Here is a 14,604-nt window from a genome sequence, read left to right as displayed (position 1 = left end):
AAAGTTAATTATGAAAAAAAAATTTTTATTTGGACTATTACTTATAATAATTAATAATAGTTGTGCTCAGGAAAATAAAAATGAAATAACTATTAAAAAACAAGAAAAAAACATGAATATTGAGAATATTTTAAAAATTCAGCTTTTAAGTGGAAAATCAGGTTTGTTTGATGATACTGCTGATGGAGAAACATATTTCTTTGAAGAAAAAGATCTTGAAGCAACTATTCCCTTAATAGATTCTACACTCAAAAGTTCTGGTTTTAAATTTTTACCAAATGATCTTTTTAATAAAAAAATTAACTCCATTTTTGGCAGAACTATAGACATTAATTCACCTTCAAAGTATTTATATTTTACCACTTTGGATAATTGCAATCGAAATTTAGTTTTCTACACAAATGATCAGACAGTACAAATAAACCCACCTTCATATTACATTATAAAAGATCACAATTTTATAACTGAATTATATGCTATACCAGAAATTATTGACTACCAAAAAGATTACCCGAATATTGCTTCTGTAGAAGAAAGTGTTAAAACTGATATAATTCGAAATGAGACTAAAATCCATTTATATTTATGGAGAGAATTTGAAAAAGAAAAAGAGCCATCTTATAATTTAAAAGCAAAGCGCAAAAAAAATATCCAAACAGTTGTCGCTCGTAATATGTATTTATTTAATGACAGTCGGGCTCAATTTAAATGGCTAATATTAAATGATCAATACTTTATGGAAAGTTTAGTCAAAACATTTGGATACACAGATGATCCTGAACTTCTACAATGGGTAATAGAGAAAACAAAGTTTGATAAAAATAATCCACAGGATTACGGTAAATTATTTTGGATGAAACAATGTGATGAAACATTAAAAATTCATGCAAATACATTTAAAGTTTTACAAAAATTATATACACCAGAAATAGCGAATCAAATGTCTAATGATATTAGATTTACTTTAAATAATATTAAGGATTACATTGAATATCTTGCTTCGCAGGAATCAAATAAATTGACCAAAACAGAAAAAATAAAAGTAATCGCTAATATTGTTTATTTTGCTGAACAGTATAGATATGATAAAAGATTTTTATCCGGTCTTGGAGATAATTCTAAAATGATGGGACAATTACGTAATTTGTTAAACAAAGAAGATATTGATATTTTAAAAAATAATAACTATTTTAATTTGCCGAAATTTAAAGAATGGTGGGACAATGCAGATTATGATGAATATATTTCTGATCCAAACCAAGTTTGGGGAAGAGATAATGAGCCAATGACCATCGGTGAATGGCGTAAACAAAAAGGTTGAAAATAATTATAAAAGCATAATCTGAAAAAGATTATGCTTTTTTTAATTATTCGTCTACAGATGATGCAAAAAAACAAGTGATTCCGTAATTAATTAGCCATTAAAAACCATTTAATTTACTGATTGTTAGTTAATTATATATGATATTGCTTTCTTATTTCTGCCAGTTTACGTATTTTTATGGTGTAAACCTTGCATATTTTAGTTATGATTTCCAAACAAAAATCGTCTCCACAGGCAAATTTCTTCTTCTATCTTGAAGATACGCTTAACAAAAATCATCCATTGTTTATTTTGAGCAATCGTATTGATTGGCAACTCTTTGAGGATACTTTTGCCCCACTATATTGCGCTGATAATGGTCGTCCTGCAAAGCCAATTCGGTTAATGGTTGGGTTGTTAATTTTAAAACATCTTCGCAATGTTTCCGATGAAAGTGTGGTAGAACAATGGACGGAAAATTTGTATTACCAGTATTTTTGCGGACTTCAACAATTTTCCACAGATTCGCCATGTGCTTCGAGCGATTTGACTCATTTTCGTAAGAGAATTGGGGAAGAAGGGATAGAATTGATCTTTAAAGAAAGCATTCGGATCAATGGAAAAGATAGTGATGATTCGGATGTAAGTGTGGATACAACCGTTCAGGAAAAAAATATTACATTTCCAACGGACAGTAAGTTGCATAAAAAGATCATCAAAAAATGTCTGGATATTTCTAAAAAAGAAAGCATTACGCTACGCCAAACTTATACCCGAACACTTAAAAAATTGAGTGTGGATCAGCGGTTTCGAAATCATCCAAAAAACAAAGGCAAGGCAAGAAAAGCAGATAGAAAAGTAAGAACAATTGCCGGTAGATTGGTGCGTGAACTGCAAAGACATCTGGGTGAAAGTTCTGTTTACCAAAGATTTTTTGATTTATTTGCACGTGTGTTAGCGCAGAAAAGAAATTCAAAATCCAAAGTTTATTCTCTTCATGAACCAGATGTGGTTTGTATCTCTAAAGGCAAAGAACATAAAAAATTTGAGTTTGGTAATAAAGTATCAGTGGTAATCACCAGAAATACAGGGGTTTTGCTGGGAGCATTAGGATTTAGGAATGAGTTTGATGGACATACATTACAGCCAGCATTAGAGCAGGTAGAAAAACTTACCGGAAAAGCTCCCAAAACTGCTGCAGTAGACAGGGGATATCGTGGAAACGTAAAAATTGGGGAGACGAGCATTCTTATTCCCAAACCATTTAATGATAAAAAGCAAACGCAATACGAACAGAAAAAACTCAAAAAAGCACACAAGCAAAGAGCGGCAATCGAGCCAATCATAGGACATTTAAAAACAGATCACCGCTTGCGAACAAATTTCTACAAGGGAATTGTTGGTGACAACATCAATATTTTATTAGCAGCAGCGGCATTCAACTTCAAAAGAATGATGAATAAATGGAAAGTTTCCATTTGTCAATTTTTAAACATAATAATTTTTCAAATAATTCTTGTTGAGAACCAGTTTTCAAAAAAATTATCCTACTCAAAATATTGAAAAACTAAAAATAGGCGGTTGTTAAGTGTTGACTAGGTACACTCAAAAGTAGAGTTTTTTGTTAATAATTTATTGTTGTCGTTGTTGAAATTTTGTTGGAATGTGGGAAACTCATTTGCGTTATGTTGATTGAGTTTTCCATATTTCAATAAAAAGTCCCTTGGTGTGAGATATTGTAACGCACTATGCGGTCTCTCATTATTGTACATCCACATCCATATTTCTGCATAATTTCTCATTTGTCTGATGTTCTCAAAAAGGTAAACACTTAAAAACTCTGTCCGGAACGTTCTGTTAAACCTCTCAATCAATGAATTTTGGGTAGGTTTCCCTGGTTGAATGAAGCCTAGTTCGATATTCTCTTTGCGGCAATAATCTTTCATTTTTTCTGCAATAAATTCCGGTCCGTTGTCCACTCTTATTTTTTCTGGTTTTCCACGCCATTCAATTAATTGTTTCAATTGCGAGATTACTTTTGCCGAGGGCAAGCTGCTGTCAATAGTTATATTCAAAATCTCTCTGTTAAAATCATCAATGATATTAAGAGTTCGCACGCTTTTACCATTTTCCAAACTGTCATGCATAAAATCCATGCTCCAGGTTACATTTGCATAAATTGGGCGAACCAGTGGTTGTTTTATCCGTGCTGGAAGCCGCTTCTTTCTTTTGCTTCGCAAATTTAATCTCATCGACTTATAAATCCGGTAAACCCTTTTGTGATTCCATCCAAAGCCTAAGTTTTTCAACCGATTGTGCATCATCCAAAACCCCCACGTTTGATTAGAATCCGCAAGTAAAATAAGTTCTGCACGGATCTCATCATCTGAACTTTTAAATACCTGACGATAATAATAAACTGAACTTCTTAAACTGAACACTTTACACGCCTTGCGCAAACTCATGTTATGAATCTCTTTCGAATATTCCACTAACTCACGCTTCTCACAAGGCGTTAGAGCTTTTTTTCGATCACATCTTTTAAAACGACAATCTCCAAAGTTTGCTCAGCTACAATCTTTTTATATTGCGAAAGTTGCTTTTCCATCTCTTTCATTTTTGAAAGTTGCTGAACTTCTAAACCACCATATTTGCTCTTCCACTTGTAAAAGGTTGGCTGGCTTATTCCGTGATCGCGGCAAATCTCATTTACCGTTTTTCCTTGATTTTGTTCAGATAATATCTTGATGATCTGAACTTCTGAAAATTTACTGTTCTTCATATTCTTCCCAAATTTAAAAACTATACTTTTAATCGTTCCTGTTTTTGGGGAAGATTACATATTTAGATATTTATTATTCAGACAAAATTGGAGTGAATAATTATTTTAAACTAGTCACGATCGTCGCTGTCAGTGGAGGTCTGTCTGCTTCGCTGGTTTAAGTTATTTTTTGTAAAATACTTAAACATCGAGATTTTTTCTTGAGGAATATGTTGATTTGAAACATATACCTTCAAATATCTATTAAAGTAATAGCAACTCAAAATATCCAATTTCGATAGATTATTGATGAGTTTCTCACCTAAACTTTTCCTTTAAATGTTCTATAAAATAAAAACGCTCTGATAATCAGAGCGTTTAACCTTAATTTGTAGACCCACAGGGATTCGAACCCCAACTGACGGTACCAAAAACCGAAGTGCTACCGTTACACCATGGGTCTATGTTTATTTTGGTGGTGCAAATCTAAAAAATTTTTTGGTATCTAACAATTATTTTTCGAAAATAAATTTTAAAAAGAACTTTAAGGGTTTTCTGGTGTCTGTTTTTTCATATAATTTCCGTATTTTTGAGGAAATAAATATTTACAAATGAGTAGTATCGAAGATAAGAAAAAAGCACTGGCTTTGGTGCTTGACAAGCTAGATAAAACCTATGGTAAAGGCACCGTAATGACTTTGGGCGACGCATCCGTTGATACCACGATCGAAGTAATTCCGTCTGGATCATTGGGAATTGACTTGGCCTTAGGAGTTGGTGGTTACCCAAGAGGAAGAGTGATAGAAATTTATGGACCGGAATCCTCAGGTAAAACAACCTTAACTCTACATGCAATTGCAGAAGCACAAAAATTAGGCGGTATCGCTGCATTTATCGATGCTGAGCATGCCTTCGACCGTAGTTATGCAGCTAAACTGGGAATTAAATTAGAAGATCTGATCATTTCTCAGCCAGATAATGGAGAACAGGCTTTGGAAATCGCAGATAATTTGATCCGTTCCGGCGCAGTTGATATCGTAGTGATAGACTCTGTTGCAGCGTTAACGCCAAAAGCAGAGATTGAAGGGGAAATGGGTGATTCTAAAATGGGTCTTCATGCGCGACTAATGTCGCAAGCCTTGAGAAAATTAACAGGAACAATTTCGAAAACAAAATGTACCGTAATTTTCATTAATCAGTTGCGAGAGAAAATTGGCGTAATGTTCGGAAATCCAGAAACCACAACGGGTGGGAATGCCCTGAAGTTTTATGCTTCGGTAAGGATTGATATCAGAAAAGCGAGCGCACCGATTAAAACAGGTGATGAAGCCGTAGGAAGCCGCGTAAAAGTAAAGATTGTAAAAAATAAAGTAGCACCTCCATTTAAAATGGCCGAATTTGACATTATGTACGGTGAAGGTATTTCTAAAACCGGAGAGATCTTAGATGCTGCCGTTGATATGGGAATCGTGAAGAAAAGTGGTTCCTGGTTCAGTTATGCAGAAACCAAATTGGGACAAGGTCGTGATGCGGTTAGAGATATGTTGAAAGACAATCCTGAACTTTCTGACGAACTTGAAGGTAAAATTAGAGAAGAGATTAAAAATAAAAAAGGATAAAATATCAGTAAAATATTTTTGGACTTTAAATTTAAAGACAGCGACTGCGCTGTCTTTTTTATTTATTATTGAGTAAGATCGCGGATCGTTATTTTTTTCAGCCATAACTCCATATTATCCTCCGGCATTAAATTAAATTTTTTCCGCAGATTATATTTCCGACTTCGAATGGTATGAACTGATTTAAAGGTGTAAACAGAAATGTCTTTAGTATTAAAACCCAGGTAAATATAAGCGCAAAGAGTTAATTCTGTAAGGCGCATTTTTGGCGAAACCGTTTCCAGACTTGCCACAAAATTAGGATACACTTCCTGAAATCTGCTAAAAAACTCCGGGCTGTTATCTTTTGCGAGCTGCGCAACTTCTTCAAAAGATTCATTTACTTTTAGTTGTAAGACTTGTGTTTCTTCGGATTTTTCAGAAAGCAGATTCTCTTTTTCCAGTAATAGTCTTTCACTTTCTATAACAGCTTTCTTATTGCGCTTTTTAGATCGGTCAAAAAGATAAAAGGTGACCGCGAATAGAAATAGAGAAATGCCACCAATGAGATACATTTTTAACCGGCTGTTTTTTTGAGTGATTTCACTGTTTAATTTCTCTTGATTTAAAACTTCACCCACGACAAAGTTCCGTTCCTGAATCAAGTTGTTGTTGATCAGCGTGCTCAATTCATCATATTTCTTCTGATATATATTGGCTTCCCCAATAGTGCCGTTTTTATAATATAAGGTCGCGATCGCTTTATAAACTAAGGCCTCGAGTTGTTTAAACTCACTAACCGCCGCTTTGTCTAATGCTTCAAAATAGTATTTCAACGCTTCGGAGTCGTTATTCGCAGAAGCAAAGATTGCCGCCTTGCCCATAAGTGCATCAAGTTCGAAAGGATGGTTTTTTTTAGTTAATAAAATCAACGCCTTATCATAATAATAATTCGCAGAATCCACATTTTTATTTTTAAAATGATACGCTCCTAAGCCTATAAAGCAAGAAGATTTTTCAATGTAAGAATCTTCCAAATATATTTTCGATAAAATGGCTTTGTCCTTATTTAGGTAATAATAAACGGAATCTTCGATATTCATCGAATTATAAAGGATGCTTAGATTATCATAATTAGTAGCTTCAGAAAGAGAATCAATAACACTCTTCTTTGTTATCTTATTTAAAATTTTTAAGGTTTCATGATAATTGGAGATTGCAAGAGGATAAAGTTCCAGATCGCGGTAGTTGTCGGCAATCGATCCAACAATACGAAAGTTTTGCCGATGGTCGCTACTCAGGTATTTAGAATATGACTGCGCTTTTTTTAGATATCGCGTGCTCTCCATATAATTTCCGACAGCAGAAAAGCAATTTGCGATGTAGTAATTTCCGTAACATAATCCTTTATCGTAGTTGATAATGCCGGACTTCTGAAGAATAGTGTTAGATACTTTTAATAATTCACCGCGCTTCAGCTCCATAAAGTGCTGGTTGGCAACTTCGATCAAAGAATCAATGTTCTTTTTTTCTCTAACTGAGCTTTGCGCAATTAAAAGATTTAATGCAATTAGGAAGAAAAAAGAAAGGACTTTTTTATAGAAACAGATCTTTTTGAAGTTCACTTTATTTGAGGTATTATTAATCCTAAGTGGACCTTAAAATTACAACTTTTTAATTACTCGATATAATACTGCTTTCATTTCTCGAAAAAAAATATTGAATAAATTTAGACCAAAAAAATAACGTTATTAAAAAACCCACTACTCTTGCAAGTGTGGGTTAATTATCTGTCATCATTTGTGTGCCTTTCTATTTAAATCTTTCAATTTTTATTGGCAGTGCAAATGAACAAAATCTTTTAGAGATTAAGAAAATAACAAGGTATTATCTAGGTATTACGTTGTATAAGTAGTTGCTAATTAGTTATTTATAATATTTATTAATTTGATTTGTTCCTAAATCGATGTTTTGTAAATCAAAGATAATGTGGTCAGATTTTCAGGATGATAATAGATTTTAGAGGTAAAATCAACAGTAAGAATGCTTTTTTAAATATATCAGTTGATTGCTATAAAGCGAGATAAATTACTTTAACCCTTCTTTCATTTTAAAAATTCTGATGAAGAATCGCACTCAAATTTTTTTATTTCATTTAACTGAAATTGATCATGACCGACCAATATATTGACAATCTGTCACTTTCTCGTCGTTGGTGTTTTATTTGAGAACGCTAGTACATAACTTAAAAATCAATTAACATGACAAAAGGAAATATTAATGTATCGGTGGAAAATATTTTTCCCTTAATCAAGAAGTTTCTCTACAGCGATCACGAAATATTTTTGCGTGAACTGATTTCTAATGCAACAGATGCGACTTTAAAGTTGAAACATTTGACGAGCATTGGGGAAATTAAAACCGATTATGGTCAACCTAAAATTGAGGTTAAAATTGATAAAGAAGCCAAAACTTTAACCATCATTGATCAGGGAATTGGGATGACGGGCGATGAAGTTGAAAAGTATATCAATCAGATCGCTTTTTCCGGGGCGGAAGAGTTTTTAGAAAAATACAAGGATACTTCGAAAGATTCCGGAATTATTGGTCATTTCGGTCTTGGATTTTACTCCGCATTTATGGTGGCTGAAAAAGTGGAGATCGTTACCAAATCTTATAAAGATGAACCAGCGGTTCGTTGGATCTGTGATGGAAGTCCGGAATATACTTTGGAAGAAACTACAGATAAAACCGATAGAGGAACTGAAATTATACTTCATATTGCAGAAGATTCTACGGAGTTTTTGGAGGAATCTAAAATCCGTGAATTACTGTTGAAGTATAATAAATTCATGCCTGTTCCGATTAAATTTGGAACGAAAACTGAAACACTTCCTTTGGCTGAAGATGCTGCTGCAGACGCGAAAGCGGAAACGGTAGAAGTTGATAATATCATCAATAATCCAACTCCAGCCTGGACCAAATCTCCAAGTGACTTAAGTGATGCAGATTATAAAGAATTCTACCATGAATTGTATCCAATGCAATTTGAGGAGCCTTTATTTAATATTCATTTGAATGTTGATTATCCGTTCAATTTAACTGGAATTCTCTATTTCCCGAAATTGACGAACGGTTTAAATATCGAGAAAGATAAAATTCAGTTGTACCAGAATCAGGTTTATGTAACCGATGAGGTGAAAGGAATTGTACCCGATTTCTTAATGTTATTGCGTGGTGTGATCGATTCTCCGGATATTCCGTTGAATGTTTCACGTTCTTATTTGCAAGCTGACGGTGCGGTGAAGAAAATTTCTTCTTACATCACTAAAAAAGTAGCCGATAAAATGGTTTCTCTATTTAATGAAAACCGCGAAGATTATGAGAAAAAATGGAACGACATTAAGATCGTAATTGAATACGGAATGATTTCCGAAGATAAATTCTTTGATAAATCAGACAAATTTGCCTTGTATCCAACAACAGATGGCAAAAATTATTTATGGTCTGAATTGGAAGAAAAAGTGAAACCAATGCAAACTGACAAAGACGGAAACTTTGTAATTCTTTACGCAACAAATGCTGATGAACAACACAGTTATATTCAGTCTGCGAAAGATAAAGGATATGAAGTTTTACTTTTGGATTCTCCGATTGTTCCGCATTTAATTCAGAAATTAGAAACTTCGAAAGATAAAATTTCTTTCGCCAGAGTTGATGCAGATCACGTGAATAACCTGATCAAAAAAGAAGATACGGCGATTTCTAAATTGAATGAAGAGGAAAAAGAATCTTTAAAGAAAAATATCGAAGAAGCGGTGAATGACAAAAGATTCTCTGTTCAGGTTGAAGATTTAGAAAGTACTGAAGCTCCATTTATGATCACGCAGCCAGAATTTATGCGCAGAATGAAAGACATGCAGGCAACCGGTGGCGGTGGCGGAATGTTTGGAATGAGCGGTTTCCCGGAAATGTATAATCTGGTCGTGAATTCTAATAGTGAACTGGCTGCAGAAATTCTGAAGAATGAAGATTCAGAGGAGAAAAATTCTAAAATCAAATATGCTTTAGACTTAGCAAAATTGTCTCAAAATTTATTGAAAGGAAAAGATCTGACTGAATTTATTCAGAGAAGTTATCAGCAGTTAAGTAAGTAGATTAAAGATAAGACGATAAAGAGAAAATCTTTTCTTATTTTTTAGTATAACCTTGTCAGGGTTTCAAACCCTGACAAGGTTTTTTTTGTGACCGATTCAAAAATTGTTGAAGCCTTGTTCATCTGTTTTCATCACCCCTTTTCTAAATTCTCACTTTGTGAGATTATGCTTTTACAGTTCTTCCAAGGGATTCCAAAACACCTCTTTAAAATTCTGAATTTTCCCATCCTTCACTTCCACACCTTCCGCTCCTAATTTTCCCACGAAATCTCTTTGACAACTCGCTGTAATTCTTCCGGAAGCATTACAAACCCGATGCGCGGGAAAATCGTCATCATAATTTCGCAGAGCATTTCCAACATTTCGAGCATGATTAGGATAGCCAACCGCTTTTGCGATGGCGCCATAACTCGTGACTCTTCCGCGTGGAATTAAGTTGATCACCTCGAAAACCTGTTTTTTGAATAGTTCGTTCACTTGATCTATTTATGCTAATTTTGTGAATTGGAATTTACAAATATATAAATGCATGAAAAAGAAATTCTTTATTATTCTTAATAAATTCAATAAGAAGCTTTTTCCAAAGCTTGGTGGACAAGATCCTTTGAAAATGAATAAATTTCAAAAAGTAATATTGGCTTATCGTTATTACGTGGTGATTAATTCTCTGGATTGAGAGATCGTAATTTCTGAAAAATTTGAAAAAAAACAAAAAGTAATTTCAGCCGGGATGGAAGCGGCATCCTTTTTTGTCCCGACTCAAGTCGGGACAAAAAAGATACAGCGGACAGCGCGACCGCTTTTCCGAAAAATGCAAAATCTTGTTGCTGCAAAAAAAAGACCCTTCCAATTACTGCAAGGGTTTTGTATTTATAAAAGTGACAATTATAAAGTTACTTCTTTTTAAATAATTTACTTAAATTCGGTTTGATACCAATTGAAATCGGTACTGAATTAAATTTCTCATTCTGTATATTACTGAAACCGTGCTGATAACTTACTTCTGCAAATAAATTAACAGCGCCAATATTGTATTCGATACCGCCACCTGCTTCTGCAATCGCCATAGTATTACTTTTGTTTTTCATGTTCACCTCTAAAGTTGCAGCGTTTACGCTTGCTTGTGGAGTTAAAATAAAACCGCCGCCACCGCCTGCAAAGCCGTAAAAAGCCCATTTATCTACAATTTTTCGGTAACCTAATGCCACGTTTAACAAATAAGTGGTCGATCTTCCTTTTTGCACCTTATATGTATACCCTTCATCGGCAACAATTTGGTTAAATTGATAAGCATGTAAACTTAATTTTGGGTACAGAAATAAGCCACCATTTCCCAAGCCTATGTTTAAGCCTAAACTTGTTGAAAATTTTGGTGCAAAATAATCTGCGGTTTTACCGACTGGTATTGAGAGACCGAATCCATTTGAACTGTAAAGTTTGTCTGGTCGGCTGCTCTGCGCGTTGACATTTATAGTGATTATAGTGACTAATAAAAAAATAGGTTTTAATAATTTCATTTTGTAGGTATTGTAAATATGCATTTAAAAGAATCGATAATAATGATTATTCGAACTGCAAAAATACTGCTTTCATAAGATGAATTGATCATTCCAAAAAAAAAAATATTAATAATTATATGTCTAAGATACTATTTGAATTTTATCAAAAATATTTCCCCAACCTTAAAGGGAGTATTTTCAAAAAAAATTTCTTTCTCTTCAAAAATAAAGACCCTCTCAATCTAAAAAAGTTGAAAGGGTTAAATTTCTATAATGTAAGATCCTAAAAATCTAATTTCCGGCTCTAATAGCTTAGCTCTTAATTAAGAATTCTCCAGAATATAAGAGAACATCAAAGGTGCACAAATAGTTGCATCGCTTTCAACGATAAACTTCGGTGTAGTAATGTCCAGTTTTCCCCAGGTGATTTTCTCGTTCGGAACAGCGCCTGAGTAAGAACCATAAGAAGTCGTAGAATCAGAGATCTGACAGAAATAAGACCAGAAAGGAATATCCGTCATCTCCAAATCCTGATACAACATCGGAACTACACAAATAGGGAAATCTCCGGCGATGCCACCTCCAACCTGGAAGAAACCAACTCCTTTTCCGCCTGAATTTTTCGGATACCAGTCTGCTAAAAACATCATATATTCAATCCCGGATTTTACGGTAGAAGGTTGTAATTCACCTTTAATACAGTAACTGGAGAAAATATTTCCCATGGTAGAATCTTCCCAGCCCGGAACCACAATTGGCAAGTTTTTTTCTGCGGCAGCCAACATCCAGGAATTCTCTTTCGGGATTTCATAGTATTGCTCCAAAACTCCTGATAAAAGCATTTTGTACATATATTCGTGCGGGAAGTATCGTTCGCCTTTAGCTTCGGCATCCTTCCAGATATCCACAATGTGTTTCTGCAATCTTCGGAACGCTTCCTCTTCAGGAATACAAGTGTCTGTAACTCTGTTCAAACCTTTTTCCAACAAAGCCCACTCTTCCTGTGGCGTCAAATCTCTGTAATTTGGCACGCGAACGTAGTGCGAATGCGCAACCAAATTCATTAAATCCTCTTCTAAGTTTGCACCCGTACAGGAAATAATATCCACTTTATCCTGACGGATCATTTCAGCCAAAATTTTTCCGATCTCTGCGGTAGACATTGCTCCAGCCAAAGTGATCATCATTTTTCCGCCATCTTTCAAGTGTGCCACATACCCTTTGGAAGCGTCTACTAAAGCGGCCGAGTTAAAATGTAAATAATATTTTTCGAGAAATTCCGTAATCGGTTTATTCATAATTTTTTGATTTTAGCAAAGGTAAGGAATTTTAAGAATTTTTTCAGGAGCAAAAAGATTTGGCATTTGTTCGAAAACCCGTCCAGCTTTCCGCTATACCTGTCTGTCGACAGGCAGGTCTTTTTCTCCTCGTTTCTCGTCAAAAAAGGATACCGCTGCAAAACGAGGAACGAGTTTAGACGATTCCATTGAAAAAAATTATAGTCAGAGAGTCAATCTGGGCTAAGATAAAAAGTGTTTTTTCTTACCAGGAAAAAATGTTTTATAAACTAAAAACCGTGTCAAGGTTTTAAACCTTGACACGGTTGATTGTCTTCTAAATTAAAATGATTTTTTTAGACAAGTGCTTTTATTTGTACAAGAATAAAGCTATTGTTCTCCTCTGAACTTTCGATTCTCTTTTTTCTGCGAAAGTTCTTTCTTCGCTTTAATCCGCTTTTCAATTTTCGATCTTGAAGGTTTTGTAGGTTTACGTGCTTTCGGAATAAAGAGCGACTTTTCTACAAGTTCTAAAATCTTATCTGTCGCTATTTTTTTGTTTTGCAATTGGGTTCGACTTTCAGAAACGGTTAGTTGTAGAATTCCCTCGAGATTGATTCGATTTTTAAGTTTGGAAGAGATCATCTCTTTTCCTTCCATTGAAAAGCATTCGCTTTCTGCTACATTCCACATGACAGTTACCGAAGTTTCCACTTTATTCACGTTTTGTCCACCTGCACCAGAAGAGCGGGATGTTTTGTAAGTGAGTTCTTTGCTGAAGTCTTTCATGGAAATAGAAAGGTTAAATATAAAAGGAAAATTTTCAAGAGCCAAGTAAAAAGTAAAAAGAGCCAAGTAGAAAGACCCATTTTAAAAATCGGATAAAAGTTGCAAGCTGATTATCCCTTATCTTTTTCGACTAATTTTTGTAAATTTTTGCGATCGATCTTCCCATTGGGAATTCGTGGGAATTGTTCGATAGAAATAATTTCTTTTGGTTGGTGGTTTTTAGTTGGATAGATCATTTTTTCTAATTGCTTTTTAATGAATTCGTTCTCTTCACCTTCGATGATCAGAACTAATTTTTGTCCGAGTAATTCATCATTAATTCCTAAAAATACCACTTCATTTGGAATCTCTTTTTTGACAAGATTTTCCAGTTCTTCCGGATAAATTTTTAATCCACCAGAATTGATCACATGGTCAATTCTGCCTAAAAATCGGAACTCTTGATTGTGATCCTGAGTCTTGTCAGAATATTTAATTTCAACTAAGTCATTTGTTTTTAAAACTTCTGGATTTAAGTTTGGCGCAAAAATTTGTAGACAGTTTCTATCATCCAGAGAAATCTCAACATCATCTAAGACTTTGAAATATTCTTCTGCAACCGGATAAATCTGTTTCAACGCGATGTGAGAAAGGGTTTCCGACATGCCGTAGGTTTCAAAGACTTGTGATTGAGATTTTGAATTTTTGAGGCTTTGATCAATTTTAGTTTTTAAAGTTTCTGAAACAGCGGCACCGCCAATAATCAGGTTTTTAATAAGGTGGAGTTTCTCTAAAGAATTTTCAACCTGTAAAGGGGACATTGCACAAAAATCGATGTTATCTTTTAAATCATCGACTGGTTTCGTCGAAGGTGTCAATACAACTAGATTTAATTTTCTTTCACTGGCTCTAACCACCATCATTTTCCCGGAAATATATTCTACAGGAAGACAGAGTAGGGCAGAATCCCCTTCGTGTAATTCTAAAATATCGCAAGTCATTTTTGCAGAATGGCGCATTCTTTCTTTTTCAATATCGAAAATTTTCGGAGTTCCTGTGGAACCTGAAGATTGAACTTTTACCGTTTTGGATTCGCTGAACCATTCCTGTATAAAGATCAGAACTTTTTCTTCAAAATCTGTTTGAGGAGAAATACCGTCAAAGGAAAAATTAGAAAAGTCGATCTTCATATTGGTACAAATTTTTGTTCTTCGCAGTCTTTGCGTGAGGTTGCAGGCGGA

13 protein-coding genes and 1 tRNA gene are annotated in these 14,604 nt (G+C 34.3%); 5 read left to right on the top strand and 9 right to left on the bottom strand.

Annotation, left to right across the window (positions count from 1 at the left end; translation table 11 throughout):
- Positions 1-10: 10 nt before the first annotated feature.
- Entirely contained in the window at positions 11-1,321 is a 1,311-nt protein-coding gene (locus tag ACZ9HT_RS00975; RefSeq protein WP_476038562.1) for a hypothetical protein, read from the top strand.
- A gap of 207 nt (positions 1,322-1,528) precedes the next feature.
- A complete protein-coding gene (locus tag ACZ9HT_RS00970) occupies positions 1,529-2,866 on the top strand; it encodes an IS5 family transposase (RefSeq protein WP_476038561.1) in 1,338 nt (445 codons plus the stop codon).
- Between the two features lie 32 nt (positions 2,867-2,898).
- Here the strand turns inward: ACZ9HT_RS00970 and ACZ9HT_RS00965 are convergent, their stop codons facing one another.
- The 3 genes from ACZ9HT_RS00965 to ACZ9HT_RS00955 all read right to left on the bottom strand — a co-directional run bounded on the left by ACZ9HT_RS00965 (position 2,899) and on the right by ACZ9HT_RS00955 (position 4,527).
- Positions 2,899-3,795 carry an IS3 family transposase gene (locus tag ACZ9HT_RS00965; protein WP_476038560.1) on the bottom strand — a complete coding sequence of 299 codons (897 nt, stop codon included), beginning with the start codon at positions 3,793-3,795 and terminating at the stop codon, positions 2,899-2,901.
- A gap of 23 nt (positions 3,796-3,818) precedes the next feature.
- Positions 3,819-4,085: a transposase gene (locus ACZ9HT_RS00960; protein WP_476038559.1), complete on the bottom strand. Its 267-nt coding sequence runs from the start codon at positions 4,083-4,085 to the stop codon at positions 3,819-3,821.
- 371 nt (positions 4,086-4,456) lie between these two features.
- Positions 4,457-4,527 (bottom strand) — tRNA-Gln (locus tag ACZ9HT_RS00955).
- A gap of 148 nt (positions 4,528-4,675) precedes the next feature.
- Between ACZ9HT_RS00955 and recA the strand changes: the two genes are divergently transcribed.
- Positions 4,676-5,683, top strand: coding sequence for a recombinase RecA (gene recA, locus ACZ9HT_RS00950; protein ID WP_476038558.1), 1,008 nt, complete (start codon positions 4,676-4,678; stop codon positions 5,681-5,683).
- A gap of 65 nt (positions 5,684-5,748) precedes the next feature.
- Here recA and ACZ9HT_RS00945 read toward each other — a convergent pair whose 3' ends face one another.
- Positions 5,749-7,287, bottom strand: coding sequence for a tetratricopeptide repeat protein (locus ACZ9HT_RS00945; RefSeq protein ID WP_476038557.1), 1,539 nt, complete (start codon positions 7,285-7,287; stop codon positions 5,749-5,751).
- 636 nt (positions 7,288-7,923) lie between these two features.
- On the opposite strand from ACZ9HT_RS00945, the gene htpG reads away from it, so the two are divergent.
- Positions 7,924-9,819, top strand: coding sequence for a molecular chaperone HtpG (htpG, locus tag ACZ9HT_RS00940; protein ID WP_476038556.1), 1,896 nt, complete (start codon positions 7,924-7,926; stop codon positions 9,817-9,819).
- Positions 9,820-9,990: 171 nt separating this feature from the next.
- Here the strand turns inward: htpG and ACZ9HT_RS00935 are convergent, their stop codons facing one another.
- Positions 9,991-10,296 carry an MGMT family protein gene (locus ACZ9HT_RS00935; protein ID WP_476038555.1) on the bottom strand — a complete coding sequence of 102 codons (306 nt, stop codon included), beginning with the start codon at positions 10,294-10,296 and terminating at the stop codon, positions 9,991-9,993.
- Between the two features lie 52 nt (positions 10,297-10,348).
- Here ACZ9HT_RS00935 and ACZ9HT_RS00930 point away from each other — a divergent pair, with 52 nt between their 5' ends.
- Positions 10,349-10,495, top strand: a complete 147-nt coding sequence (locus ACZ9HT_RS00930) for a hypothetical protein (protein WP_476038554.1) — start codon at positions 10,349-10,351, stop codon at positions 10,493-10,495.
- A 217-nt stretch (positions 10,496-10,712) separates the two neighbouring features.
- Here ACZ9HT_RS00930 and ACZ9HT_RS00925 read toward each other — a convergent pair whose 3' ends face one another.
- The 4 genes from ACZ9HT_RS00925 to ACZ9HT_RS00910 form a co-directional block, all read right to left on the bottom strand.
- The gene (locus ACZ9HT_RS00925) at positions 10,713-11,336 is read right to left on the bottom strand and encodes an autotransporter outer membrane beta-barrel domain-containing protein (RefSeq protein ID WP_476038553.1); all 624 of its coding nucleotides are present in this window, start codon (positions 11,334-11,336) and stop codon (positions 10,713-10,715) included.
- A gap of 305 nt (positions 11,337-11,641) precedes the next feature.
- On the bottom strand, positions 11,642-12,616 hold the full coding sequence (locus tag ACZ9HT_RS00920) for a deoxyhypusine synthase family protein (protein WP_476038552.1): 975 nt from the start codon (positions 12,614-12,616) through the stop codon (positions 11,642-11,644).
- 369 nt (positions 12,617-12,985) lie between these two features.
- The gene (gene arfB, locus ACZ9HT_RS00915; RefSeq protein ID WP_476038551.1) at positions 12,986-13,384 is read right to left on the bottom strand and encodes an alternative ribosome rescue aminoacyl-tRNA hydrolase ArfB; all 399 of its coding nucleotides are present in this window, start codon (positions 13,382-13,384) and stop codon (positions 12,986-12,988) included.
- A 110-nt stretch (positions 13,385-13,494) separates the two neighbouring features.
- Positions 13,495-14,553 (bottom strand): AMP-binding protein, encoded by a 1,059-nt coding sequence (locus ACZ9HT_RS00910; RefSeq protein WP_476038550.1) that lies wholly within the window; start codon positions 14,551-14,553, stop codon positions 13,495-13,497.
- Between the last annotated feature and the right edge of the window lie 51 nt (positions 14,554-14,604).

The sequence above is a fragment of the Chryseobacterium sp. UYP7 genome (assembly GCF_056279225.1).
This window is presented reverse-complemented; position numbering and strand designations above follow the sequence as displayed.

What these genes read in the sequence shown, in the direction of transcription:
- htpG (WP_476038556.1), top strand. Translation starts at nt 7,924, where the DNA reads ATGACAAAAGGAAATATTAATGTATCGGTGGAAAATATTTTTCCCTTA.
- recA (WP_476038558.1), top strand. Translation starts at nt 4,676, where the DNA reads ATGAGTAGTATCGAAGATAAGAAAAAAGCACTGGCTTTGGTGCTTGAC.
- ACZ9HT_RS00975 (WP_476038562.1), top strand. Translation starts at nt 11, where the DNA reads ATGAAAAAAAAATTTTTATTTGGACTATTACTTATAATAATTAATAAT.
- arfB (WP_476038551.1), bottom strand. Translation starts at nt 13,384, where the DNA reads ATGAAAGACTTCAGCAAAGAACTCACTTACAAAACATCCCGCTCTTCT.
- ACZ9HT_RS00970 (WP_476038561.1), top strand. Translation starts at nt 1,529, where the DNA reads ATGATTTCCAAACAAAAATCGTCTCCACAGGCAAATTTCTTCTTCTAT.
- ACZ9HT_RS00925 (WP_476038553.1), bottom strand. Translation starts at nt 11,336, where the DNA reads ATGAAATTATTAAAACCTATTTTTTTATTAGTCACTATAATCACTATA.
- ACZ9HT_RS00920 (WP_476038552.1), bottom strand. Translation starts at nt 12,616, where the DNA reads ATGAATAAACCGATTACGGAATTTCTCGAAAAATATTATTTACATTTT.
- ACZ9HT_RS00910 (WP_476038550.1), bottom strand. Translation starts at nt 14,553, where the DNA reads ATGAAGATCGACTTTTCTAATTTTTCCTTTGACGGTATTTCTCCTCAA.
- ACZ9HT_RS00960 (WP_476038559.1), bottom strand. Translation starts at nt 4,085, where the DNA reads ATGAAGAACAGTAAATTTTCAGAAGTTCAGATCATCAAGATATTATCT.
- ACZ9HT_RS00930 (WP_476038554.1), top strand. Translation starts at nt 10,349, where the DNA reads ATGAAAAAGAAATTCTTTATTATTCTTAATAAATTCAATAAGAAGCTT.